The sequence below is a fragment of the Pseudocitrobacter sp. 2023LY-00077 genome (assembly GCF_055796175.1).
The window spans coordinates 127317-152162 of record NZ_JBSPEI010000003.1 but is presented as its reverse complement, the minus strand read 5'-3'; the positions used below and the strand labels follow the sequence as shown (position 1 = coordinate 152162).

Genomic DNA, 24846 nt, shown 5'->3' with positions numbered 1-24846 from the left:
AGGACTGTGCATATGACGAATCCATTACTGACTCCCTTCGAACTGCCACCGTTTTCCGCAATCAAGCCTGAGCATGTTGTTCCCGCCGTCACCAAAGCGTTGAACGACTGCCGTGAAAATGTGGAACGCGTGGTAGCGCAGGGCGCACCGTATTCCTGGGAAAACTTATGCCAGCCGCTGGCAGAAGTCGATGATGTGCTGGGGCGTATTTTCTCGCCGGTCAGCCATCTGAACTCGGTGAAAAACAGCCCGGAACTGCGCGAAGCTTACGAACAAACTCTGCCGCTGTTGTCGGAATACAGCACCTGGGTCGGTCAGCATGAAGGGCTGTATAAAGCGTATCGCGACCTGCGCGACGGCGATAATTACGCCACGCTCTCCACGGCACAGAAAAAAGCGGTTGATAACGCATTGCGTGATTTTGAACTGTCCGGTATCGGGCTACCGAAAGAGAAACAGCAGCGCTACGGTGAAATTGCGACGCGCCTGTCTGAACTGGGCAACATCTATAGCAACAACGTACTCGATGCCACCATGGGCTGGACAAAACAGGTGAGCGACGAAGCGGAACTCTCCGGTATGCCGGAAAGTGCGCTGGCGGCCGCCAAAGCGCAGGCCGAAGCCAAAGAGCTGGACGGCTACCTGCTGACGCTGGATATCCCAAGCTACCTGCCAGTGATGACCTATTGCGACAACCAGGCTCTGCGCGAAGAGATGTATCGCGCCTACAGCACCCGTGCCTCCGATCAAGGCCCGAATGCCGGTAAATGGGATAACAGCGCGGTGATGGCGGAAATCCTCGCCCTGCGTCACGAACTGGCGCAACTGCTGGGCTTCGAAAGCTACGCCTTTAAATCACTCGCCACCAAAATGGCGGAAAACCCGCAGCAGGTGCTCGAATTCTTAACCGATCTGGCCAAACGCGCGCGTCCGCAGGGTGAAAAAGAGCTGGCGCAACTGCGTGCCTTCGCGAAAGCGGAATTCGGCGTCGATGAGCTGCAACCGTGGGATATCGCGTACTACAGCGAAAAACAGAAACAGCATCTCTACAGCATCAGCGACGAGCAACTGCGCCCGTACTTCCCGGAAGACAAAGCCGTTAACGGCCTGTTCGAAGTGGTGAAACGCATTTACGGCATCACCGCCAAAGAGCGTAAAGATATTGATGTCTGGCATCCGGAAGTGCGCTTCTTCGAGTTGTATGACGAGAACAACGAACTGCGTGGTAGCTTCTACCTTGACCTGTACGCGCGTGAACACAAACGCGGCGGGGCGTGGATGGACGACTGCGTCGGTCAGATGCGCAAGCTTGATGGCTCGCTGCAAAAACCGGTCGCCTATCTGACCTGTAACTTCAACCGTCCGGTCAACGGCAAACCGGCGCTGTTTACGCATGACGAAGTGATCACCCTGTTCCATGAATTCGGTCACGGCCTGCATCACATGCTGACCCGCATCGAAACCGCAGGCGTTTCCGGGATCAACGGCGTGCCGTGGGATGCGGTCGAACTGCCGAGCCAGTTTATGGAAAACTGGTGCTGGGAGCCGGACGCGCTGGCGTTTATCTCCGGTCACTACGAAACCGGCGAACCGCTGCCGAAAGAACTGCTCGATAAAATGCTGGCGGCGAAAAACTACCAGGCGGCGCTGTTTATCCTGCGTCAACTGGAGTTTGGCCTGTTCGACTTCCGCCTGCACGCGGAATTTAACCCAGAGCAGGGCGCGAAAATCCTCGAAACCCTGGCGGAAATCAAGAAACAGGTTGCCGTGGTGCCGGGACCGTCATGGGGCCGCTTCCCGCACGCCTTCAGCCATATCTTTGCCGGTGGTTATGCGGCGGGTTACTACAGCTATCTGTGGGCCGATGTGCTGGCGGCGGATGCGTTCTCCCGCTTCGAAGAAGAGGGGATTTTCAACCGCGATACCGGGCAGTCGTTCCTTGATAACATCCTGACGCGCGGCGGTTCTGAGGAGCCAATGGCGCTGTTCAAACGCTTCCGTGGCCGTGAACCGCAGCTTGATGCAATGCTGGAGCACTACGGGATCAAAGGCTAATCAGTCAGTGAAAATCTGTTTACTTGATGAAACGGGCGCCGGAGACGGCGCCTTATCTGTTCTTGCCGCTCGCTGGGGGCTGGAGCACGATGAAGACAACCTGATGGCGCTGGTGTTAACGCCGGAGCATCTTGAACTGCGCAAGCGCGATGAGCCAAAGCTTGGCGGCATCTTCGTGGATTTTGTCGGCGGGGCGATGGCGCACCGACGCAAATTTGGCGGCGGTCGCGGTGAAGCGGTGGCAAAAGCAGTCGGCATTAAGGGCAGCTATTTGCCGGACGTGGTTGACGCCACGGCGGGGCTGGGGCGCGATGCCTTTGTGCTGGCCTCGGTGGGTTGCCATGTGCGGATGCTGGAACGCAACCCGGTAGTGGCGGCGCTGCTCGATGATGGCCTGGCGCGCGGCTATGCCGACCCGGAAATTGGCGGCTGGTTGCAGGAACGCTTGCAGCTGATCCACGCCTCCAGCCTGACGACGCTCGCGGATATCACCCCGCGTCCGCAGGTGGTGTACCTTGACCCGATGTTTCCGCATAAGCAGAAAAGCGCGCTGGTAAAGAAAGAGATGCGCGTATTTCAGTCGCTGGTGGGGCCCGATCTCGACGCGGATGGATTGCTGGAACCCGCGCGGTTGCTGGCGACAAAACGCGTGGTAGTGAAGCGGCCAGACTATGCGCCCCCGCTCGCGGACGTGGCGACAACCAACGCGGTGGTCACGAAAGGGCATCGGTTTGATATTTATGCGGGGACGGCGGAATAAGGGTGGTGCGGCCTGGGCCCCCTCACCCTAACCCTCTCCCACTGGGAGAGGGGACCGATCGTGCCAATGGTGAAAGTTGTGCGGTTTTCTCCCTCTCCCTGTGGGAGAGGGCCGGGGTGAGGGCCTCTACACAAACGGCGCGTACGGATCGGCCATCTCAAACGCCGCTGTTCTCTCCGCTTTCGGCGGGTAAATCAGCTCGCTAACGATCGACACCTTCAACTTCTTCGCTTCTTCGCGCGTCAGTTTTACCTGCTGATCCCAGCCCTCGGTATACACCGCGCCCCAAGCGCCGAGATCCAGACAGGTGACGTACATCTCCTGGCGATACGGCGACGGTTCCACACCCAGCAGGCTGGCAGCGGCGTTATTCCCGGCGAATTTGCCCAGCAGAATCGCATGCTGGCAGGTCATCAGTGCGTGGTTGCCTTTGTCATCTGTTGCCGCATACGCCACGTCGCCGGTGGCGAAAATCTCTTCATGGCCGACAACCTGAAGATTCGCATCCACATGCAGACGCCCCTGGCGATCGCGCGGCGCATCAATCTGCGCCGTCAGGCCGCTTGCCTGCACGCCTACGGTCCAGATAACGGTCGAAGAGTCGATTCGCTGCCCGTCTTTCAGCGTGACGCCTGCGGCGTCCACCGATTCGACTTCGGCATTCACTATCCATTCGACGCCCAGCTCGTTTGAAGCATCAATGACCACATTACGCAGTTCTTCACTGTAACGTGAACCTGGCTGTGCGCCGCGCTCAACTACGACTACTCTGGTCTTAGCATTTGAGCCAAGAATGTCGCGCAGACGGCCTGGTAATTCCATCGCCATCTCAATACCGGTAAACCCGCCGCCGCAGACGACGACGGTATTACGCGCGTCGCTTTCAGATTGAGAGGCCAGGGATTGCAGATGTTTTTCTAAAACGGCCGCGCTCTCCAGCTGATCGAGATCGAACGCATGCTCTGCGACACCTGAGACAAATGAACGGTTTACGTGGCTGCCGCTCGCCAGAACCAGACGGTCGTAGGGGTGCTGATGCATTTCGCCATCGGCATCTTTCCAGCTCACGCTACGCGAGTCTGTGTGAATATCCGATACGGTGCCACGCAGGAATTTCACGCCGGTGACATCGAACAGCGGCATCAGCGGGGAAACCAACGTTTCAACGTGACTTTCATAAAAACGTGGACGCACTCGCAGCTCTGGCTGCGGGGCAATTACTGTAATATCAATCGTCTGGCTGTTGTTTTTGTCCGCCAGACGTGCCGCGCTAAGGGCTGCCCACATCCCGGCGAAGCCGGCACCTACGATCAGAATTTGTTTACGCATCGCTTATTCACTCTGTTAACGCTGATTAATTGACTCGGATTTTATTGGTCGTAGTTTGAAAAGGCAATGCGAAAAAAGAATACCGTGGGAGTTTTAGGGGTATCGCGTTGATTAAACGCTATTTATTTTTTATTGATCCTTGGGTGTTGTCGTGACATCTGGATCGCAAAGGGCAAAATAGCTACAATAACTCAGAGTTATATTGGCTGAGATTAAAGCATGGCATTTTACAGTTCCGGGGTTGAGTACGGCATCCATAGCCTGATGTGCATGGTAGACAGTAAGGGCGACGCCCGTGATATGAGCGTGCGTGAAATTGCTGAGCTGCAAAGCGTGCCTTATGACTACCTCGCCAAAATCTTCACCCGTCTGTCAAAAGCCGGGCTGGTGCGGAGCATCGAAGGGAAGGGCGGCGGTTTTCAGCTGGCTAAACCCGCGGAGCACATCACGGTGAAAGACGTGGCTGTTGCCATCGACGGTGAGAAGCGCATCTTTGAATGCCGTGAAATTCGCCAGCGGCTGGCTGTGTTTGATGAACAGCCGCCGGAGTGGGCGTGTGAAGGTATCTGTGGCGTGCGCTCGGTAATGGATATGGCACAGCAACGGATGGAAGAGGCGCTGGCTCAGCACACGATCCTCGACCTTGCCCGCAAGATGTACCGCAAAGCGCCGGATGAATTTGTTATCGAGGTGCAGGACTGGATTGCGGCGCGCAAAGCGTAGTGAATTGCCTGATGGCGCTGTGCTTATCAGGCTTACGTACTTAACAAAACGCCCGCAAAAGCGGGCGTTGTCATTATGCGCGAGAGGCGATTACTCCTCTTCTTCGTCGCGCAGCGGAACAATCAACATATCGACGTGAACGGTGTTGATCAGCTGACGAGCAGAAGACATCAGCTTGCTCCAGAAGTCCTGATGATGACCGCAAACCACCAGGTCCATATCGTATTTCTTGATGGCGTCGACCAGCACCTGACCCAGATCGCCGCTGCCGCTCAGGGTTTCGGTAATCGGATAACCCGCATTGGTGGACAGCTCAGACAGCGCATGATGCGTCTCTTCCGAAATGCGTTTCTGCATGTCGCCCAGATTCACATCGATAAGGCCGGTATAGAGATCGGAGTAATTCACATCAACATGAATCAGGGAAACTTTCGCGTTGTATGGGCGTGCCATAGATACGGCTTTCTCAACCAGCACTTTGCTCTCTGGTGAAAGGTCTACCGCGATAAGAATGTGTTTGTAAGCCATGGTGTTACTCCTTCCATAAAGTTGTCGATGACCAATGGGCGTTAAGTCGCCCGCGTCCTGCATGTCGATTGCGCGGGGGTTTAGCCCTGCCTAAAATCTGCTGCATCCGAGGATGCTAATCAGGCCTTGTAATAATCTTAAAGACCTCATTGTAGAAGATATTTCTACATTATAGCGACCGGGTCTGCGCGTCAATGCGACGCGATCACCAATTTGTTAAACAAATTTTTCGCAACACTCGTATTGATAACGCTTAAGGTTGTGGTAAAAAATTTCACTAATCTCCTACACTATTTAATGAGCCGGTCGGGCAAATAAACGTGATCGGATTCTCACCTTTTTCACTGAGCTGTCTAGAGCTATTGGTTATCGGGGTGCGGTAGCCCGGGAGGCGTCTCCTTTGGGCGGGTCGCCGGGGAGGAGGTATGATCAGCACAATCGCGCTGTTTTGGGCCCTGTGTGTCGTCTGTGTGGTGAATATGGCACGCTATTTCTCGTCGTTGCGTGCATTGCTAGTGGTACTGCGTGGTTGCGATCCCTTGCTCTATCAATATGTTGATGGTGGTGGGTTTTTTACCTCACATGGCCAACCCAGCAAGCAGGTGAGGCTGGTTTGGTACATTTACGGTCAGCGTTATCGCGACCATCATGACGACGAGTTTATTCGCCGCTGTGAACGCGTGCGCCGCCAGTTCATTTTGACCAGTTCGTTGTGTGGATTAGTGGTGGTAAGCCTGATTGCACTGGCTCTCTGGCATTAATCTTTCAACATAAAAAAAGACGGGCCAGTTTCCTGACCCGTCTTTTTTGTCTGCCTGAAGATTAGATAATCTTCAGAGCCAGCCAGTACAACCCACCTGACAGCAGAATCGACGCTGGCAGCGTGAAGACCCAGGCCATCAGGATGTTGGTGACGGTTTTACGTTGCAGACCGCCGCCGTCCACGATCATCGTACCCGCCACGGAGGAGGAGAGAACGTGGGTGGTGGATACCGGCATCCCGGTATAACTTGCCAGGCCGATGGATACCGCAGAGGTCATCTGCGCCGCCATACCCTGTGCGTAAGTCATGCCTTTCTTACCGATTTTCTCACCGATGGTGGTCGCCACGCGACGCCAGCCAATCATCGTACCGCAGCCCAACGCCAGCGCTACTGCCATGATGATCCAGATTGGCGCGTACTCGATGGTATTGAGCATATCGCCTTTCAGTTTCTTCAGCAGACGCTGATCGTCAGCGCTCACTTCCGGCAGCTTAGCGACTTTGTCGGTGGTATCAGAGATACACAGCATGATGCGACGCAGCTGACTACGCTGCTCGACGCTCAGTTTGTCGTAGGTCTCGATATCCGCCAGCATATTCTTCACGCGGGTTAACGCGTAGAGAGAGTTTGCCGGATGACAGTGCAGCTCGCCAGAAGGCGTGATGGCGGTGTCAGGCTCAGGAATGATTTGGTCAACGCCAGTCACTTTTTTCAGCAACGCAGGGTGCTGCTGATAGAAGACTTCAACGTTATTGATAGCATCACGGGTACGGGTGATTTCGTAGCCAGACGCGTTCATGTTGACCACGAACCCTGCCGGAGCCACGCCAATCAGTACCAGCATGATCAGACCAATGCCTTTCTGACCGTCGTTCGCGCCATGAGAGAACGCGACGCCGATAGCCGAGAGGATCAGCGCGATACGCGTCCAGAATGGCGGCTTTTTCTTACCGTCTTTCTTTTCACGCTCTGCTGGCGTCAGGTGGATACGCGCACGTTTTTTCGTACCGCTCCAGTAGCGACGCAGCAGGAACACCAGACCACCTGCGAAGACCAGGCCGACAATCGGTGACACAATGAGGGAAGCAAAAATATTTAACACTTTCGGAATGTTAAGCGCATCCACCACCGATGTGCCGGTCATCAACGCATTGGTTAAACCAATACCGATAATCGCGCCAATCAGCGTGTGGGAACTGGATGCCGGCAGACCAAAATACCAGGTGCCGAGGTTCCAGATAATCGCAGCCAACAACATGGAGAAGACCATGGCGAGGCCGTGCGCCGAACTGACATTCAACAGGAGGTCCGTCGGTAACATATGCACGATGGCATAGGCTACGCTCAGGCCGCCCAGCAGAACGCCGAAAAAGTTAAAGATAGCCGCCATGGCAACCGCAAGCTGCGATCGCATAGCGCGAGTATAAATCACGGTTGCCACTGCGTTTGCTGTGTCATGGAAGCCGTTAATCGCTTCGTAGAACAGAACAAAAATCAGAGCAAGTACCAACAAAAGCCCGGTATGTAAATCCAGACCTGCGAACAAATGTAACATAGTACGTTACGCCATTTTGAGGACATGAACGCGCGGCATTATCATGGACTTTGGCAGCGCGGGCAAAGTGAAATATAGACTTTTTTTGATATTTCCCCATCTTTGTATAAACAGTGAAAATGATTTTTTAAGACTTTTCAAATGGATATGCAGGATTGTCTTATATTTCACTGGTAGGACATGCATGAAAAATTTACACTTCCCGACAATCTCTAAGTTGAGGATAGTGCGTGGAAAGGTTTGATGCCATTGTAATTGGGGCAGGTGCCGCAGGAATGTTTTGTGCCGCGCAGGCCGGGCAGGCGGGCCTGCGCGTACTGCTGCTGGATAACGGTAAGAAGCCGGGACGCAAGATTTTGATGTCCGGCGGTGGCCGCTGCAACTTTACTAATCTTTATGTCGAACCGGCGGCATATCTCAGCCAAAACCCGCATTTTTGCAAATCTGCGCTGGCGCGCTACACCCAGTGGGATTTCATCGACCTCGTCGGAAAACACGGCATCGCCTGGCATGAGAAGACGCTGGGGCAACTTTTCTGCGATGATTCTGCCGAGCAAATCGTGAAGCTGCTGGTGGATGAGTGTGCAAAAGGCAACGTGACGACACGCCTGCGCAGCGAAGTATTGAGCGTTGAGCGTGATGAAGCGGGCTTTAGCCTGCAACTCAACGGTGAAACGGTCACCACGAAAAAACTGGTGATTGCCAGCGGTGGATTATCAATGCCGGGTCTTGGCGCATCGCCATTTGGTTACAAAATTGCTGAACAGTTTGGCCTGAAGGTTCTGCCAACTCGCGCGGGGCTGGTGCCTTTCACACTTCACAAACCGATGCTGGATGTTTCCCAAACCATCTCCGGTGTTTCCGTTCCTTCAGTGATTAGCGCTGAAGACGGCACCGTTTTTCGTGAAAGCCTGTTGTTTACCCATCGCGGCCTCTCCGGCCCGGCGGTGTTGCAGATTTCCAGCTACTGGCAGCCAGGGGAGTTTGTCACCATTAACCTGTTGCCGGATATCGACCTTGCCGAATTCCTTGATGCGCAGCGCGCGGAACACCCGAATCAGAGCCTGAAAAATACCCTGGCAATGCATCTGCCGAAACGTCTGGTGGAGTGTTTACAGCAGTTGGGGCAGATTCCGGATGTCACGTTAAAGCAGTTGAACGTGCGCGATCAGCAAACGTTGGTGGAAACCTTAACCGAATGGCGCGTGCAGCCTAACGGCACGGAAGGGTATCGCACGGCGGAAGTGACGCTGGGCGGTGTGGATACCAACGAACTCTCTTCCCGAACCATGGAAGCACGCAAGGTGCCGGGGCTGTATTTCATTGGCGAAGTGATGGATGTCACCGGCTGGTTGGGCGGCTATAACTTCCAGTGGGCCTGGTCGAGCGCCTGGGCCTGTGCGCAGGCGTTAGGCGATTAACGCCGGGGGCGCTGCGCTTGCCCGGCCTACAAGGGCGCAAATCCCGTAGGCCTGATAAGCGAAGCGCCATCAGGCAAAACGCCGGGGGCGCTACGCTTGCCCGGCCTACAAGGGCACAAACCCGTAGGCCTGATAAGCGAAGCGCATCAGGCAAAAGCGCCGGGGGCGCTGCGCTTGCCCGGCCTACAAGGGCACAAACCCGTAGGCCTGATAAGCGAAGCGCATCAGGCAAAAGCGCCAGACTTCCCGGCGCTTTGTCGTTATGCGTGAAAATTGTTTTTCAGCGCCACCAATCCATCCTGATAGATACCGGTAAAGAGCGCTTCAGCCTCGGCATCAGAAACGTTAACCGGCGTAAATTCTCCTGACCACTCCACGCGGGAAATCCGGCTATCGTCAGTAGCAACGACGGTAATCGTCGACAGATAATCCACCACCGGGAATGGCGCCTGAATAATGGAGTAGGTATAGCTCCGCTGACGGTTGTCGAACGCTTCCAGGCGCTCAATGACGGTACCGCCATCAGAGGTGGTCAGCGAGCGTACGCGCCCACCTTCAGAAATGACGCTTTTTGGGATGAACGGCAACCAGTCAGGCAGGGTGTCGAAGCCACCCATTAACTGCCAGATGTCATCGGCGGATGCGGGGATTTCAATAGAGACCAGTGTCTTAGCCATGATATTTTCTCTCTTAGTTTTCAATTTATTAGGGTTACATTGTTAAGGTATCGACGACACCGCCATCGACGCGAAGGGCGGCGCCCGTCGTTGCCGATGAAAGCGGTGATGCCAGGTATACGGCCAGATTCGCGACTTCTTCGACATCCGCCGCGCGCTGGATAATTGAGCTTGGGCGCGAGGACTTCACAAATTCATCGGCCTGATCGCGCAGGCTGCGGCCTGACTGTTTTGCTGCGTCGGCGAGCATTGCCTGCAGGCCATCGGTAAACGTTGGCCCCGGTAAAATGGCGTTAACAGTGACGCCAGTGCCAGCCAGTCGTTTGGCCAGACCATGTGAAACGGCGAGGTTGGCCGCTTTCGTCACGCCGTAGTTGATCATGTCGCCAGGGATAGCGACGCCAGACTCGGAAGAGACAAAAATAATGCGCCCCCAGCCTTGCTTCGCCATGGTGGCGGCATAGTGCCGGGACAGGCGTACGCCAGAGAGCACATTGGTGTTGTAGAACTGCGCCCACTCGCTGTCGGGTACAGTGAAAAAGTCGTTGTCATTGAAAATGCCAAGGTTATTCACCAGTACGTCGGCTTCAGGTACCGCGGCAAACAATGCGTCGGCACCGTCAGCTGTCGCCAGGTCGGCAACCACACCGCGTAACGCGGCACCGGGAACCTGTGCGGTGATGCTTTCAATGGCACGAGTGACGCCATCCTGTTTACGGCCAACCACTACCACGGTCGCGCCCGTTTTGGCTAAACCTGTTGCGATCCCAAGGCCAATGCCCGAGGTTGAGCCGCTCACCACGGCGACTTTGCCGGTAAGATCAAGTTTCATATATTTTCTCGTCGCGTTGTTGGGGCCTTGCGGCCCCGTGAGGATTAACGGATTGGCAGTGGTGCGTTTTCGGCAACCAGATTCTGGCGGCGCATCTCTTCCCAGAAAGCTGCCGGGATAGTGGCTTTCAGTGCGGCCAGGTCTTCCGCCATGCGGCCAGGACGGCTGGAGCCAGGAATGACGGCGGCAACAGCCGGGTTTGCCAGCGCGAACTGCAGTGCCGCAGCTTTTACATTGACGTTGAACTGCGCAGCAATTGACTGAATTTTCGCAACTTTCTGACGCATTTCAGGCGATGCCTTCTGGTATTCAAAGTAATCACCGCCCGCCATAACACCAGAGCTGTAAGGGCCGCCGACTACGATATCGACATTCTGTTCCAACGCTTCCGGCATCAAACGCTGCAATGCGCGAGAGTGGTCAAGCAGCGAGTAGCGGCCCGCCAGCAGGAAGGCATCGGGCTGCGGTTCATCCAGCGCCAGCGTTAATTCTGGCGGCTCAACGCGGTTAACGCCCAGCCCCCACGCTTTGATGACGCCTTCATCACGCAGACGCGACAGCGTGCGGAAAGCACCGGTACGGGCAATGTTGAACTGCTCCAGCCAGTTGTCGCCGTAAAAATCTTGTGCAGGATCGTGGATCCAGACGATATCAATACGGTCCGTTTTCAAACGTTTCAGGCTGTCTTCAATCGAACGCATGGTGGCGTCGGCGGAATAGTCGTTGAGAATTTTGTTTTTCAGGCCGTGCTCGAAAAGCCCGCCTTTCTCACCGAAATCACGGTTTGCCGGATCTTCCATTTCGTCCAGCATGATGCGGCCGACTTTGGTACTCAGTACATATTCATCGCGTGGATACTGTGACAGCGCTTCACCCATGCGAATTTCAGAAAGGCCGGAACCGTATAACGGCGCGGTATCAAAATAACGAACGCCCAGGTCCCAGGCTTCTTTAACGGTAGCCAGCGCTTCTTCTTGCGGAATAGCACGGAACATATTGCCCAGCGGCGCGCCGCCAAAACCGATGTTTGCAGGTAACAGATTTTTAATGCTCATAAGATGTCCTCTTTATCTGGAATACAGGAAGGGCGTTTTCGCTCTCGTCCTGTGACGCTGATCACATTACCTTGCCAGGTTGTGACTTGATAGGACATAATTAGTCTAACTTGAGTCCTTTGAGGTCTAACATGATCGATTTACGACAACTGAAATACTTCGTCGCGGTGGCGGAAGAGGAACATGTCGGGCGTGCGGCAGAGCGGTTACATATCTCGCAATCACCGCTCAGCCGTCAGATAGCGCAACTGGAGGAGCGTCTTGGGCTGATGCTATTTGAGCGTAACCAGCAGCGTATTCGCCTGACGGCGGATGGGCAGACGTTTCTGGCGGAGACGCGCTCGCTGTTAACGCATGCCACGCGCCTGGAGTCGCTTGGGAAGCGTCTGGGGCGTGGTGAAGATGGCGGACTGTGTATTGGTTTTATAGAGAACGCGATGCACTCCGGCGTACTTTCCACTGCCCTGCGCACATTACGTCAGTCTCGCCCGGATGTGCATATCGCGCTCTACAGTCAGCCCCCGGCTACGCAAATCGAAGGGCTGCGTCAACGTAGCCTGGATTTTTCGCTGGTGGATGCGCCGCCGTCAGAAGGTGAGCAGGATCTGGAATATATTCAGGTGCTTGATGACAGAATGCTGCTGGCGTTACCGCAGAACCATCCGCTGGCGCAACTCGATACGTTACGTCCGGAACAACTGGCTGAGCAGGAGTGGATTGCGGTTGTCCATAATGATGACGCACATTCGCGTGATGGTTTTGTGGCGGCCTGCGTGAAGGCTGGGTTTAACCCGGATATCCGTCTGGAAGCGGGAGAGCCATTAACTGCGCTGGGGCTCGTGGCCGCCGGGCTGGGGCTGGCGCTGATTCAGCACAGTCTGCGCCATAATGCGCCGGAAGGCGTGGTACTGCGCGAGCTGCCCTGGATGCACTACTCCACTCAGTTGTGGGCCGCCTGGCATAAAGCGAATCAGCGCCCGCTGGTCTCGCACTTCCGGGAAATTCTGCGCACCAACCCCACTGCCGCTACCGTCTGATAACCCAAAGCAGCAAGGATGCTGCCAAAAGAACACAATAGACATACAAAAATCAGGTGTTACTATCACATTGACAGTATCAATGAGTACGCGTGTTTCATTTACGGCCAGGAACGCTGATGATGACAACATTACTACCCGATTTCGCAATACCTTCATCCAGCACTCTCCTTTACGGTGAGCGTCATCCTGACGCCTGTACACCGTCTGGCTCTCTCTCTTCTTTCCTTCTTATCCCGGAGGGGAATTGTCGCTGAACGCTTGTTCGGCGCGCATTGTGACACGCGTGGTTAGCTAACAGGGATTATGGCGGGTCGAGTATGGACAACATTAAGCGTCATTTGACGTGGTGGATCATTGGCATTGTGGTGGTGGTGGCTGCCGTGGCGTGGTGGATGCTACGCCCCGCAGGCGTGCCGGAGGGTTTCGCCGCCAGCAATGGCAGAATCGAGGCCACGGAAGTGGATATCGCGACCAAAATCGCCGGGCGCATCGACACCATTCTGGTCTCGGAAGGGCAGTTTGTGCGTCAGGGCGAGGTGTTAGCGAAGATGGACACCCGCGTGCTGAACGAGCAACGCCAGGAAGCTATCGCGCAAATTAAAGAAGCGGAAAGCGCGGTCGCGGCTGCGCGAGCTTTGCTGGAGCAGCGTCAGAGCGAGATGCGTGCGGCGCAGGCGGTGGTGAAGCAGCGTGATGCCGAGCTGGCATCCGTCTCTAAACGTCATACCCGTTCGCAGACGCTATCGACGCGCGGCGCGGTGTCCGCGCAGCAGTTAGATGACGATCGCGCGGCGGCAGAGAGCGCACGTGCGGCGCTGGAGTCGGCAAGGGCGCAGGTTTCGGCATCCAATGCGGCGATTGAAGCGGCGCGCACCAATATCATTCAGGCACAAACCCGCGTCGAAGCGGCGCAGGCTACCGAGCGGCGCATTCAGGCTGATATCGACGATAGCGAACTGAAAGCCCCGCGCGACGGGCGTGTGCAGTATCGCGTCGCTGAGCCAGGCGAAGTGCTGGCGGCGGGCGGCAGAGTGCTCAATATGGTCGATCTCAGCGATGTTTATATGACCTTCTTCCTGCCGACCGAGCAGGCGGGTTTGCTGAAGATTGGCGGTGAAGCGCGTCTGGTGCTTGATGCCGCGCCCGATCTACGTGTTCCGGCCACCATCAGCTTTGTGGCGAGCGTCGCCCAGTTCACGCCAAAAACCGTGGAAACGCGCGATGAGCGGTTGAAGCTGATGTTCCGCGTGAAGGCGCGTATTCCACAGGAGCTGCTGCAACAGCATCTTGAGTATGTAAAAACCGGGCTGCCGGGTATGGCGTGGGTGCGTCTGGATGAACAGCAACCCTGGCCGGATGACCTGGTGGTGAGGCTGCCGCAATGATCGGCCAGGTACGGGAGCCTGTCGCGCAGCTTGAAGGCGTCGGCCAGCGTTACGGCGCGACGGTGGCGTTAAAGAACATTACGCTGAACATTCCCTCACGCTGCATGGTGGGATTGATTGGCCCGGATGGCGTGGGGAAATCGAGCCTGCTGTCGCTGATTTCCGGTGCGCGGGTGATTGAGCAGGGCAATGTGATTGTGCTTGGCGGCGATATGCGCGATGCGGCGCACCGTCGCGATGTCTGCCCGCGTATCGCCTGGATGCCGCAGGGGCTGGGCAAAAACCTCTATCACACGCTGTCGGTGTATGAAAACGTCGATTTCTTCGCACGACTGTTTGGCCACAACAAAGCGGAGCGTGAGGCGCGGATCACTGAACTGCTGAACAGTACCGGGCTGGCCCCGTTCCGCGATCGCCCCGCCGGGAAGCTCTCTGGTGGGATGAAGCAAAAGCTGGGGCTGTGCTGCGCGTTGATCCACGACCCGGAACTGCTGATCCTCGATGAACCTACAACCGGCGTTGACCCACTTTCACGCGCGCAGTTCTGGGATCTGATCGACAGCATCCGCGAACGGCAAAGCAACATGAGCGTGCTGGTCGCGACCGCGTACATGGAAGAAGCAGAGCGCTTCGACTGGCTGGTGGCGATGAACGCCGGGGAAGTGATGGCGACGGGCAGCGCGCAACAGCTACGGGATAAAACCGGCAGCGAGACGCTGGAGCAGGCATTCATCGCCCTGTTGCCTGAGGCGCAGCGGCAGGCGCATAAACCGGTCGTCATTCCGCCGTATCAGGCAGAAAATGCGGAAATCGCCATTGAAGCACGCGATCTCACCATGCGTTTCGGCGATTTTGTCGCGGTCGATCATGTGAACTTTCGCATTCCGCGCGGCGAGATTTTTGGTTTTCTCGGCTCCAACGGCTGCGGCAAATCGACCACCATGAAGATGCTCACCGGCCTGTTGCCTGCCAGCGAAGGTGAAGCCTGGCTGTTCGGCCAGCCCGTTGATCCGAATGACATCGAAACCCGCCGCCGTGTGGGGTATATGTCGCAGGCGTTCTCGCTTTACAGTGAACTCACCGTGCGGCAAAACCTGGAGCTTCACGCCCGTCTGTTTCATATTCCTGAAGCGGAAATCCCGGCGCGCGTCGCGGAAATGAGCGATCGCTTCATGCTCGCCGACGTCGAGGACGCGCTACCCGCCTCGCTACCGCTGGGGATCCGTCAACGATTGTCGCTGGCGGTGGCGGTAATCCATCGCCCGGAAATGTTGATTCTGGATGAACCGACCTCCGGCGTTGACCCGGTGGCGCGCGATATGTTCTGGCAACTGATGGTTGATCTGTCGCGGCAGGATAAAGTCACTATTTTCATCTCCACCCACTTTATGAACGAAGCGGAGCGCTGCGACCGCATGTCGCTGATGCACGCGGGTAAAGTGCTGGCCAGCGGCACGCCGCAGGAACTGGTTGAGCGCCGTGGCGCGGCGAATCTGGAAGAGGCGTTTATCGCCTGGCTTCAGGAAGCGTCCGGCCCTGCGCCGCAGGTGCCGCCACCAGACGACATCCCGGTGACGCATGACGCGCCAAAACCGCCGCGTCAGGGCTTCAGCCTGCGCCGCCTGTTCAGCTATAGCCGCCGGGAAGCGCTGGAACTGCGTCGCGATCCGGTACGTTCTACGCTGGCGATGCTCGGCACGGTGATTCTGATGTTGATCATGGGTTACGGCATCAGCATGGACGTCGAAAACCTGCGCTTTGCCGTGCTCGATCGCGATCAGACCATGAGCAGCCAGGCGTGGTCGCTCAATCTTGCCGGTTCCCGCTACTTTATCGAACAGCCGCCGCTCACCAGCTATGACGAGCTGGATAAACGAATGCGAGCAGGCGACGTGGCCGTGGCGATTGAAATTCCGCCCAACTTTGGCCGAGATATCGCGCGCGGTACGCCGGTGAAAATCGGCGTCTGGGTGGATGGCGCGATGCCGAGTCGGGCGGAAACGGTGCAGGGTTACGTGCAGGCGATGCACCAGACCTGGCTACAGGACGTCGCCAGCCGCCAGTCGACGTCAAACGCGCAGAACGGCCTGATGACCATCGAAACCCGCTATCGCTATAACCCGGATGTAAAAAGCCTTCCGGCGATTGTGCCTGCGGTTATTCCACTGCTGTTGATGATGATCCCCTCAATGCTCAGTGCGTTAAGCGTGGTGCGTGAAAAAGAGCTGGGGTCGATCATCAACCTCTACGTTACGCCGACAACGCGTAGCGAATTCCTGCTCGGCAAGCAGTTGCCCTACATCGCGCTGGGGATGCTCAACTTCTTCCTGCTATGCGCGTTGTCGGTGTTTGTATTTGGCGTTGACCACAAAGGCAGTTTCCTTACTCTGACGCTGGCGGCGCTGCTGTATGTCACCATCGCCACCGGCATGGGGCTGCTGATTTCCACCTTTATGAAAAGCCAGATCGCTGCCATTTTTGGCACTTCGATCATTACGCTTATCCCGGCGACGCAGTTCTCCGGGATGATCGATCCGGTGGCGTCGCTGGAAGGGCCGGGGCGGTGGATCGGCGAGATCTACCCGACCAGCCATTTTCTGACCATCGCGCGCGGGACGTTTTCGAAGGCGCTGGATCTGGGCGATCTCTGGCCGCTGTTCATTCCGCTGCTGATTGCCGTGCCGCTGGTGATTGGCCTGAGCGTGCTGCTGCTGAAAAAACAGGAGGGATGATGCGCCGATTACGCAATATTTATAACCTGGGCATCAAGGAGCTGCGCAGCCTGCTGGGCGATAAAGCGATGCTGGCGTTGATTGTGTTTGCGTTTACGCTGTCGGTTTACTCGTCGGCAACGGTCACGCCGGGGTCGCTGCATCTGGCGCCGATTGCTATCGCGGATATGGACCAGTCGCAGCTTTCTAACCGTATTGTGAACAGCTTCTACCGCCCGTGGTTTCTGCCGCCGGAGATGATCACTGCCGATGAAATGGACGCCGGGCTGGATGCCGGGCGCTATACCTTCGCGGTGAACATTCCGCCCAATTTTCAGCGTGATGTACTGGCCGGGCGTCAGCCGGATATTCAGGTGAACGTCGATGCCACGCGTATGAGCCAGGCGTTTACCGGCAATAGCTACATCCAGAGCATTATCAACGGCGAGGTGAACAGTTTTGTCGCGCGCTACCGCGATAACAGCGAGCCGCTGGTGGCGCTGGAAACGCGGATGCGTTTTAACCCGAACCTTGAGCCTGCGTGGTTCGGCGGGGTGATGGCGATTATCAACAACATCACTATGCTGGCGATTGTGCTGACGGGCTCGGCGCTGATCCGCGAACGCGAGCACGGCACCGTTGAGCATTTGCTGGTGATGCCAATTACGCCGTTTGAAATCATGATGGCCAAGATCTGGTCGATGGGGCTGGTGGTGCTGGTGGTGTCCGGATTGTCGCTGGTGCTGATGGTGCAGGGGGTGCTGGGCGTGCCGATTGAAGGATCGATCCCGCTGTTTATGCTCGGCGTGGCGTTAAGTCTGTTTGCCACCACGTCTATCGGGATTTTCATGGGCACGGTGGCGCGCTCGATGCCGCAACTGGGGCTGTTAATGATTCTGGTGCTGTTGCCGTTGCAGATGCTCTCCGGCGGCTCGACGCCGCGCGAGAGCATGCCGCAGATGGTGCAGGACATTATGTTGTCGATGCCGACGACCCATTTTGTCAGCCTGGCGCAGGCGATTCTCTATCGCGGCGCCGGGTTTGATATCGTCTGGCCGCAGTTTGTCACGCTGCTGGCGATTGGCGGGGTGTTCTTTATGATTGCCCTGCTGCGGTTCAGGAAAACGATTGGGACGATGGCGTAGCCTGGGGTTGCCGGATAAGGCGCAGCCGCCATCCGGCATTTCCCTGCACCGCGTTTCCCTACCCCTCGCTAAACAACCGCAACAGCGTCTCAACCTGTTCATCCAGCGGGGCGAGATCCTGCTTCACGATCAAATGCAGCGGCGTGGCGCGACGCGCGCCGTGGTCGAGCGGTAAAGGCTTCAACACGCCCTGTTCCAGCAGGCGCTGTATGCGCTCCTCCGGTAACCAGCCATAGCCCACCTGATACATCACCGCATCAATCGCCGCATCAATCGCCGCATCAATTGTTGAAAAGGTCCACGCATCGTTGCCCGGCTGGCGAGCGCTGTCATGGTCGGCGATGCGCACCAGCGGCCAGTTACGCAGCATCTCATCGCTAAACGGGGCATCCTGAAGAAACAGCGGGTGGTCGCGGTGGGCGACGGCGATGAAATCGATATTCATCAGCCATTCGCCACGCCCGGTAATGTCCTGGCGTCGCGTCAGCACCATCACATCCGCTTCCGCCTGCACGGCGTCGTTGTCGGTGCTGTTCTCCAGCACTTCCGTCAGTCGTACCTGCGTTTGCGGGTAATGCTGCTGAAACTGGCGCAAAATCGCAAACAGGCGTTTGCGAGGAAAGATGCTGTCAACGACCAGATTAAGCCGCGTACGCATGCCGTCGCGCAGCGTGGCGGCGCGGGTTTCGACCCAGGAAAAGGCTTTCAACAAGGGTTTTACCTGGCTCAGGAGCAGTTCGCCTGCGGGCGTCAGCACCGCGCGGCGGCCTTCCGGCACCAGCAGCGCAACGCCTAGCCGTTCCTGCAACAGCGACAAGTTATAGCTTACCGATGACTGGCTACGGTTGGTCTCTTCTGCCGCTTTGGCAAAGCTGCCGAGCGCCACCACTTTTTCCAGTAGTGCCCATTGTTCCAGGGTGGTCTTGTGCATGATTGATTTAAAATTTAGATTAATTTCATTCAAACATAGCGTTATTCATTCAGTTTTTAAAGCAATAAGATAACTCCATCGAAAAGAGGAGAACGAATAATGAGCAGCTTTGATAAAAATGATTTGAGCGGTTTTATCGGTAAACATCTGGTCTACACCTACGATAACGGCTGGAACTACGAGATTTACGTCAAAAACGCCAACACCCTTGATTACCGCATTCACAGCGGTCTGGTGGGGAATCGCTGGGTGAAAGATCAGCAGGCGTACATCGTGCGTGTCGGGGAAAGCATCTACAAAATTTCATGGACTGAACCGACCGGTACTGACGTCAGCCTGATTGTGAACCTGGGCGACAAACTGTTCCACGGCACCATCTTCTTCCCGCGCTGGATAATGGACAATCCGGAAAAAACCGTCTGCTTCCAGAACGATCATATTCCGCTGATGAATTCGTATCGTGATGCAGGCCCGGCCTATCCGACCGAAGTGATTGATGAGTTCGCCACCATTACTTTCGTGCGCGACTGCGGCCCGGACGATGACAGCGTCATCGCCTGTGCCGCCAGTGAATTGCCGAAAGATTTTCCGGCAAATCTGCGCTAAATGTTAGCCCGGCAGGCGGCTTTTAGGCCGCCCCGGGCCAAGCAGTATCGCCAGTTTGCTGCCGCCTTTCGTGGTTTCCATCCAGATTTTACAGACGCTGGTCAGCGGCACTGACAGCAACATGCCCACCGGCCCCAGCAGCCATCCCCATATCAGTAATGACAAGAACACTACCAGCGTCGACATCCCCAGACGATGCCCCATCACGCGTGGCTCCAGAATGTTGCCCAGCACCATGTGCACCACCAGGAACAGCGCGCCGACCATTAAACATTCATAATAGCCATTAAACAGCAGTGCCTGAATCATCGGCGGAATGGCGGATATCACCGAGCCAATGTTGGGAATATAGTTCAGCAAAAACGCCAGCACGCCCCACATCAGCGCGAACTGCACATCGAGCAGCAACAGGCCGAGCCAGACAATCACGCCGGTCATCAGGCTGATGAGCGTTTTCAGGGCCAGATAGTGGGAAACGCCTTTCAACGCGCGGTGCAGCCCGGCGATATGGATTTTCGGGTTGGAGAGCGCAAAGCGCAGTTTATAAGGCACGTGGCGGGCTTCGAACAGCATAAACACCACGGTCATGATCAGCAGCACGATGCTGGTCATCGCCCCGGATAGCTGGGTCATTAAGGTGGTCGCCAGGGTCATCACCTTATCGGAATCCATTCGCTGGAGTAATCTTTCCGGCGAAACATGCAGATGCAGAAACGGTAGCATCTCCTGCAACTCGATAAACTTGCGGGTGAGCTCTTTGTTGTAGCTCGGCATCAGGGCAATGAAGTCATTGATCGAGGAGGCGAGTACGGCCATCAGCGCCGTAAGGAAGAAGAGCATCACTATCATCACTATGGTGATGGCGAGGGCGCGGGAGAATCCGCGCCGCAAAAACCATGTCACCAACGGGTTAAGCACAATGGCGAAAAAGAGCGCCAGCAGCAACTGGACGATGATATCGGCGGCGGCATGAATACCGGCCAGGATCACCACCAGGGCGGCGAGTTTGAGTAAAATATGCAGGCCCGCTTTATCAGGCTGTGGGGATGTCATATCGAATTCCTTTTGATCGTTCGCACTTAAGTGTAGTGCGAAGCGGCAGGCGCATTATCTGAAAGTGCGCGGCGCAAAAGCGCGACTTCAATTTCAGCGCATGCAATAATGAAAACATCGTTTTAAAATTCGGATGTTTGTCATGCCAGACGCCGCAGATGGGGCGCAACTCAGCGGTTTTCGCCTCAATTTACGCATCATTTCCGTCGTTATTTTCAACTTCGCCAGCTATCTCACCATCGGCCTGCCGCTCGCGGTGCTGCCGGGCTATGTCCATGATGTCATGGGGTTTAGCGCCTTCTGGGCGGGGCTGGTTATCAGCCTGCAATACTTCGCCACGCTGTTAAGTCGCCCTCACGCCGGGCGCTACGCGGACCAGCTTGGGCCGAAGAAAATCGTGGTGTTTGGTTTGTGCGGCTGTTTTCTCAGCGGCCTGAGTTATTTGCTGGCGGCGATGGGCGGTAGCTGGCCGATGGTAAGCCTGGTGCTGCTGTGCCTGGGGCGCGTGATTCTGGGTATTGGCCAAAGCTTTGCCGGCACCGGCTCCACGCTGTGGGGCGTTGGCGTGGTGGGCTCGCTGCATATCGGGCGCGTCATTTCCTGGAACGGCATCGTGACCTACGGGGCGATGGCGATGGGCGCGCCGCTCGGCGTGCTCTGCTATCAGTACGGCGGCCTGCACGGGCTGGCGCTGGTGATTATGGCGGTTGCCGCGCTGGCGGTGATTTGTGCGCTGCCGCGTGCGGAAGTGAAAGCGGCGAAGGGCAAAGTGATGTCGTTTCGCGCGGTGCTCGGGCGCGTTTGGCCCTACGGCATGGCGCTGGCGCTGGCCTCGGCGGGCTTCGGCGTTATCGCAACCTTCATTACGCTATTTTATGACGCCAAAGGCTGGGAAGGCGCAGCCTTTGCGCTCACGCTCTTTAGCTGCGCGTTCGTCGGCACGCGTCTGCTGTTCCCCAACGGGATCAACCGTTTGGGCGGGCTGAACGTGGCAATGATCTGCTTTACGGTTGAGATTATCGGCCTGTTGCTGGTGGGCATCGCCGATACACCGCTGATGGCGAAAATCGGTACCTTCTTTGCGGGAGCAGGCTTCTCGCTGGTCTTCCCGGCGCTTGGCGTAGTGGCAGTGAAGGCCGTGCCGCAGCAAAACCAGGGTTCCGCGCTGGCCACCTATACGGTGTTTATGGATTTATCGCTCGGGATTACCGGGCCGCTCGCCGGGCTGATGATGGCGTGGATGGGCGTATCGACGATTTACCTGGCTGCCGCCGGGCTGGTGGCAATTGCGCTGCTGCTGGGGTGGCGGCTAAAAAAAAGGCCTCCGGTTGAACAACCGAAGGCCGCGTCGTCATCAGACTAATTAGTTGATAACGATAGTATTGATGATGTTCTCAGCGGCAGTCTGCGCCTGCTGCTGATTATCTGCCGGCAGGGTAACCTGCATGGTCAGCAGCTTGCCATCAATTTTGCCGAGGATAACGGAAGAGTACGCGGTCTGGCCTTTAGCAGAGATGATGCTGTCCAGCTGTTGCAGCGTGTGGCCTTTCACCTCAATGGATTTATTGGTCACGACCTGCAACTGCGGGTCGCGGCTGCGCTGCTGTTCTTCCAGACGTTTCGCCATCACGCCGAGGTCTTCATCGGTGTTGTCGCCCACGATAACGATCACGGCTTTCTGCCCGGTCGCATCAGAGTAGACGTGCATATTATTGCTCTGGGTACCCATTTTTCCGCTCTGGTCGGTCATATCCGCGGGTAATGAGAAGCTCAGCTTGCCATCCAGCAGGTTAATCGGCTGCCCGGAGGCGTTGCTCTCTGCCGCCGCACCCTGTGCCGGAGCTTTGGTATCGCTGTTGTCACAGGCTGCCAGCCCGGCAACCAGCAGGCCAATACCAACGTATTTCACCAATTTGCGCATTGACTTCTTCCTTTCGATAAACGGCCATTAACGGCTCATTCACCCATCTTATCACAACTCGGAAAACGAACCTTTAACCTGGCTGCATTGCTGACAAATCGGATTTGTCTGCCAGCCTTTTCATCAGCATGTTTAACAGCACGCCGTACATCGGCAGGAAGAAGATGATGCTGATCAGCACTTTAAAGCAGTAATCGACCAGTGCGATTTCCACCCAGTGCTGCGCCATGAACGGGTCGGTGCTGCGCCAGAAGGCGATGAAGAAGAAGGCCAGCGTATCGCTGATATTACCGAACAGCGTCGAGGCTGTCGGCGCAAGCCACCAGTGACGGCTTTGGCGCAGGCGGTTAAAGACATGCACGTCGAGGATCTGCCCCAGCGCGTAGGCCATAAAACTGGCGGCGGCGATACGGGCGACAAACAGGTTGAAGCTCGCCAGCGCGGCAAAGCCTTGCCATTCACCCATATAGAAAAGTGATGAAACAGCGTAGGAGACCATCAGCGCGGGGAGCATCACCGCAAAGACGATGCGTCGAGCCAGCGGCGCGCCGAAAATGCGCACGGTGAGGTCAGTCGCGAGAAAAATAAACGGAAAGCTGAACGCGCCCCAGGTGGTGTGGAAGCCAAAAACAGAAACTGGCAGTTGCACCAGATAGTTACTGGAAATAATAACCAGCAAATGGAATAGCGATAGCCAAACCAGCGCGTGCTTGCGCTGTACGGATGTAAAGGGAGTCATATTGTACCTTTTTAGAGATTGGGGTGAGGGAACCCAATAAAACTGTTCGTATTCTTATCGTTACCTGCGCGATAAGGGAGCGAATGATACTGCTTCCGTGCGGCATTGCAATGGTTGTTTTTCACGCAATCGTTAACCTGACTTGCGTCACAGAAATCACGGCGTAAACTAAGGCCGATTTTTCTACGGTGAGACCACAATGACCGATCTGTTCGCCAGCCCAAACCATACTTTAGATGCCCTTGGCCTCCGTTGCCCGGAGCCGGTAATGATGGTGCGCAAAACCGTGCGCACGATGCCCGTGGGCGAAACGCTGCTGATTATTGCCGACGATCCGGCAACCACCCGCGATATTCCCGGTTTCTGCACGTTCATGGAACATGAATTGATTGCCAAAGAGACTGACACCCTGCCGTATCGCTACCTGCTGCGTAAAAGCCATTAGTTTTTGTCAGGGCAGATTATGTGATCTGTCCTGAAATATCGTTATCACATCGTTAAAATCGCGTTTCGAAATTGTTTCTTTTGTGAGTTATCTCACCGCCCACTTCGCACTTCCCGTCTAGTTTTTAAGCGGAAAACTAAAACAACGTTTTATCTCTTACCGCAAAAATACCGCTGGAGCCGACCGATGAAGATGACTGTTAAGCCATTCGTGGCCGCTTTGTGCCTTTCAACCGCCACTCTCCTGTTTACCTCTTACTCCTCGGCGCAGGTGATCAAAGCCGCTGATGTTCACCCCGAAGGCTACCCGAACGTGGTGGCGGTGCAGCACATGGGGGACAAACTCAAACAGCAAACCGGTGACAAGCTGGAGATTAAAGTCTTTCCCGGCGGCGTGCTGGGCGATGAGAAGCAGATGATCGAGCAGGCGCAGATGGGGGCGATCGACATGATCCGCGTATCGATGGCCCCGGTCGCGGCGATTTTGCCCGATATCGAAGTCTTCACGCTGCCCTATGTTTTTCGCGATGAAGATCATATGCATAAGGTGATCGACGGCGACATCGGCAAGCAGATTGGCGACAAGCTCACTAACAATCCGAAATCACGGCTGGTCTTCCTCGGCTGGATGGATTCCGGTACGCGTAATCTCATCACCAAAGAGCCGGTGCTGAAGGCGGAAGATCTCAAGGGCATGAAGATCCGCGTGCAGGGCAGCCCGGTTGCGCTGGCGACGCTAAAAGATATGGGGGCGAACTCGGTGGCGATGGGCGTGAGTGAGGTATACAGCGGCCTGCAAACGGGCGTGATTGACGGCGCGGAAAATAATCCGCCGACGTTTATCGCCCATAACTACCTGCCCGTCGCCAAAAACTACACCCTGAGCGGCCACTTTATTACCCCGGAAATGCTGCTCTACTCGAAAGTGAAGTGGGACAAACTGAGCGCGGACGATCAGCAAAAAATCATCACCCTGGCCCATGAAGCGCAGCTGGAGCAGCGTGAACTGTGGAAAGCCTACAATGATCAGGCGCTGGCGAAGATGAAAGCGGGTGGCGTGCAGTTCCACGAAATCGACAAAACCTTCTTTGTTCAGGCCACGGAACCGGTGCGAAAAGCGTATGGCGAAAAGCATCAGGACCTGATGAACGCCATTGCTGATGTCCAGTAGC

Annotated in this window: 24 protein-coding genes; 14 read left to right on the top strand and 10 right to left on the bottom strand. The window is 56.1% G+C overall.

The genetic code is table 11. The features are described 5' to 3' along the window. The first annotated feature begins 12 nt into the window (after nucleotides 1–12). A complete protein-coding gene (gene prlC / locus ACWWFX_RS05125) occupies nucleotides 13–2055 on the top strand; it encodes an oligopeptidase A (RefSeq protein WP_473223348.1) in 2043 nt (680 codons plus the stop codon). Between the two features lie 7 nt (nucleotides 2056–2062). Further along, entirely contained in the window at nucleotides 2063–2815 is a 753-nt protein-coding gene (rsmJ, locus tag ACWWFX_RS05120; protein WP_108476771.1) for a 16S rRNA (guanine(1516)-N(2))-methyltransferase RsmJ, read from the top strand. A gap of 126 nt (nucleotides 2816–2941) precedes the next feature. On the opposite strand, the gene ACWWFX_RS05115 is transcribed toward rsmJ, so the two are convergent. Continuing rightward, nucleotides 2942–4144 (bottom strand): NAD(P)/FAD-dependent oxidoreductase, encoded by a 1203-nt coding sequence (locus tag ACWWFX_RS05115; RefSeq protein WP_473223347.1) that lies wholly within the window; start codon nucleotides 4142–4144, stop codon nucleotides 2942–2944. A gap of 219 nt (nucleotides 4145–4363) precedes the next feature. Here ACWWFX_RS05115 and ACWWFX_RS05110 point away from each other — a divergent pair, with 219 nt between their 5' ends. Beyond that, nucleotides 4364–4867 (top strand): RrF2 family transcriptional regulator, encoded by a 504-nt coding sequence (locus tag ACWWFX_RS05110; RefSeq protein WP_149464078.1) that lies wholly within the window; start codon nucleotides 4364–4366, stop codon nucleotides 4865–4867. Nucleotides 4868–4957: 90 nt separating this feature from the next. Here the strand turns inward: ACWWFX_RS05110 and uspA are convergent, their stop codons facing one another. Further along, the gene (gene uspA / locus ACWWFX_RS05105) at nucleotides 4958–5395 is read right to left on the bottom strand and encodes a universal stress protein UspA (protein WP_004106650.1); all 438 of its coding nucleotides are present in this window, start codon (nucleotides 5393–5395) and stop codon (nucleotides 4958–4960) included. 425 nt (nucleotides 5396–5820) lie between these two features. On the opposite strand from uspA, the gene uspB reads away from it, so the two are divergent. Beyond that, the gene (gene uspB, locus ACWWFX_RS05100; RefSeq protein ID WP_015962600.1) at nucleotides 5821–6156 is read left to right on the top strand and encodes a universal stress protein UspB; all 336 of its coding nucleotides are present in this window, start codon (nucleotides 5821–5823) and stop codon (nucleotides 6154–6156) included. Between the two features lie 61 nt (nucleotides 6157–6217). Here uspB and pitA read toward each other — a convergent pair whose 3' ends face one another. Further along, complete coding sequence (pitA, locus tag ACWWFX_RS05095) at nucleotides 6218–7714, bottom strand: inorganic phosphate transporter PitA (protein ID WP_015962601.1); 1497 nt, start codon at nucleotides 7712–7714, stop codon at nucleotides 6218–6220. A 230-nt stretch (nucleotides 7715–7944) separates the two neighbouring features. On the opposite strand from pitA, the gene ACWWFX_RS05090 reads away from it, so the two are divergent. Both ACWWFX_RS05090 and ACWWFX_RS05085 read left to right on the top strand, forming a co-directional pair. Next, the gene (locus tag ACWWFX_RS05090; protein WP_473223346.1) at nucleotides 7945–9135 is read left to right on the top strand and encodes a BaiN/RdsA family NAD(P)/FAD-dependent oxidoreductase; all 1191 of its coding nucleotides are present in this window, start codon (nucleotides 7945–7947) and stop codon (nucleotides 9133–9135) included. A 96-nt stretch (nucleotides 9136–9231) separates the two neighbouring features. Next, on the top strand, nucleotides 9232–9405 hold the full coding sequence (locus ACWWFX_RS05085; protein ID WP_473223345.1) for a hypothetical protein: 174 nt from the start codon (nucleotides 9232–9234) through the stop codon (nucleotides 9403–9405). On the opposite strand, the gene ACWWFX_RS05080 is transcribed toward ACWWFX_RS05085, so the two are convergent. Genes ACWWFX_RS05080 through ACWWFX_RS05070 form a run of 3 tightly spaced genes read right to left on the bottom strand, consistent with a single transcriptional unit; the run spans nucleotide 9396 to nucleotide 11699 of the window. Continuing rightward, complete coding sequence (locus tag ACWWFX_RS05080) at nucleotides 9396–9812, bottom strand: SRPBCC family protein (RefSeq protein ID WP_231825992.1); 417 nt, start codon at nucleotides 9810–9812, stop codon at nucleotides 9396–9398. The two genes, ACWWFX_RS05085 and ACWWFX_RS05080, sit on opposite strands and share 10 nt — an antisense overlap. 34 nt (nucleotides 9813–9846) lie before the next feature. Next, nucleotides 9847–10644 carry an SDR family NAD(P)-dependent oxidoreductase gene (locus ACWWFX_RS05075; protein WP_473223344.1) on the bottom strand — a complete coding sequence of 266 codons (798 nt, stop codon included), beginning with the start codon at nucleotides 10642–10644 and terminating at the stop codon, nucleotides 9847–9849. A gap of 44 nt (nucleotides 10645–10688) precedes the next feature. Further along, nucleotides 10689–11699, bottom strand: coding sequence for an aldo/keto reductase (locus tag ACWWFX_RS05070; protein WP_189624052.1), 1011 nt, complete (start codon nucleotides 11697–11699; stop codon nucleotides 10689–10691). A gap of 131 nt (nucleotides 11700–11830) precedes the next feature. Between ACWWFX_RS05070 and ACWWFX_RS05065 the strand changes: the two genes are divergently transcribed. From ACWWFX_RS05065 to ACWWFX_RS05050, 4 genes are all read left to right on the top strand, one after another. Further along, a complete protein-coding gene (locus ACWWFX_RS05065; protein ID WP_473223343.1) occupies nucleotides 11831–12736 on the top strand; it encodes a LysR substrate-binding domain-containing protein in 906 nt (301 codons plus the stop codon). Between the two features lie 320 nt (nucleotides 12737–13056). Next, nucleotides 13057–14124, top strand: a complete 1068-nt coding sequence (locus tag ACWWFX_RS05060) for an HlyD family secretion protein (protein ID WP_276218893.1) — start codon at nucleotides 13057–13059, stop codon at nucleotides 14122–14124. Beyond that, the gene (gene rbbA, locus ACWWFX_RS05055) at nucleotides 14121–16856 is read left to right on the top strand and encodes a ribosome-associated ATPase/putative transporter RbbA (RefSeq protein WP_473223342.1); all 2736 of its coding nucleotides are present in this window, start codon (nucleotides 14121–14123) and stop codon (nucleotides 16854–16856) included. Before ACWWFX_RS05060 ends, rbbA begins: the two co-directional genes overlap by 4 nt. Then, a complete protein-coding gene (locus ACWWFX_RS05050) occupies nucleotides 16856–17980 on the top strand; it encodes an ABC transporter permease (protein ID WP_231825998.1) in 1125 nt (374 codons plus the stop codon). The genes rbbA and ACWWFX_RS05050 overlap by 1 nt, the downstream gene beginning before the upstream one ends. 58 nt (nucleotides 17981–18038) lie before the next feature. Here the strand turns inward: ACWWFX_RS05050 and ACWWFX_RS05045 are convergent, their stop codons facing one another. Beyond that, nucleotides 18039–18911 carry a LysR family transcriptional regulator gene (locus ACWWFX_RS05045; protein WP_473223341.1) on the bottom strand — a complete coding sequence of 291 codons (873 nt, stop codon included), beginning with the start codon at nucleotides 18909–18911 and terminating at the stop codon, nucleotides 18039–18041. Nucleotides 18912–19007: 96 nt separating this feature from the next. On the opposite strand from ACWWFX_RS05045, the gene ACWWFX_RS05040 reads away from it, so the two are divergent. Beyond that, a complete protein-coding gene (locus ACWWFX_RS05040; RefSeq protein WP_473223415.1) occupies nucleotides 19008–19517 on the top strand; it encodes a phenolic acid decarboxylase in 510 nt (169 codons plus the stop codon). A 3-nt stretch (nucleotides 19518–19520) separates the two neighbouring features. Here ACWWFX_RS05040 and ACWWFX_RS05035 read toward each other — a convergent pair whose 3' ends face one another. Continuing rightward, nucleotides 19521–20570: an AI-2E family transporter gene (locus ACWWFX_RS05035; protein ID WP_276218887.1), complete on the bottom strand. Its 1050-nt coding sequence runs from the start codon at nucleotides 20568–20570 to the stop codon at nucleotides 19521–19523. A gap of 142 nt (nucleotides 20571–20712) precedes the next feature. On the opposite strand from ACWWFX_RS05035, the gene ACWWFX_RS05030 reads away from it, so the two are divergent. Beyond that, the gene (locus ACWWFX_RS05030; protein ID WP_473223340.1) at nucleotides 20713–21933 is read left to right on the top strand and encodes an MFS transporter; all 1221 of its coding nucleotides are present in this window, start codon (nucleotides 20713–20715) and stop codon (nucleotides 21931–21933) included. Here ACWWFX_RS05030 and ACWWFX_RS05025 read toward each other — a convergent pair whose 3' ends face one another. Both ACWWFX_RS05025 and ACWWFX_RS05020 read right to left on the bottom strand, forming a co-directional pair. Further along, nucleotides 21934–22491 (bottom strand): DcrB family lipoprotein, encoded by a 558-nt coding sequence (locus ACWWFX_RS05025; protein ID WP_015962611.1) that lies wholly within the window; start codon nucleotides 22489–22491, stop codon nucleotides 21934–21936. A 73-nt stretch (nucleotides 22492–22564) separates the two neighbouring features. Next, a complete protein-coding gene (locus ACWWFX_RS05020; RefSeq protein WP_276218881.1) occupies nucleotides 22565–23230 on the bottom strand; it encodes a 7-cyano-7-deazaguanine/7-aminomethyl-7-deazaguanine transporter in 666 nt (221 codons plus the stop codon). Between the two features lie 199 nt (nucleotides 23231–23429). Here ACWWFX_RS05020 and tusA point away from each other — a divergent pair, with 199 nt between their 5' ends. Both tusA and ACWWFX_RS05010 read left to right on the top strand, forming a co-directional pair. Next, nucleotides 23430–23675, top strand: a complete 246-nt coding sequence (gene tusA, locus ACWWFX_RS05015; protein ID WP_015962613.1) for a sulfurtransferase TusA — start codon at nucleotides 23430–23432, stop codon at nucleotides 23673–23675. A gap of 186 nt (nucleotides 23676–23861) precedes the next feature. Further along, nucleotides 23862–24845 (top strand): TRAP transporter substrate-binding protein, encoded by a 984-nt coding sequence (locus tag ACWWFX_RS05010; protein WP_473223339.1) that lies wholly within the window; start codon nucleotides 23862–23864, stop codon nucleotides 24843–24845. The last annotated feature ends 1 nt before the right edge of the window (nucleotide 24846 follow it).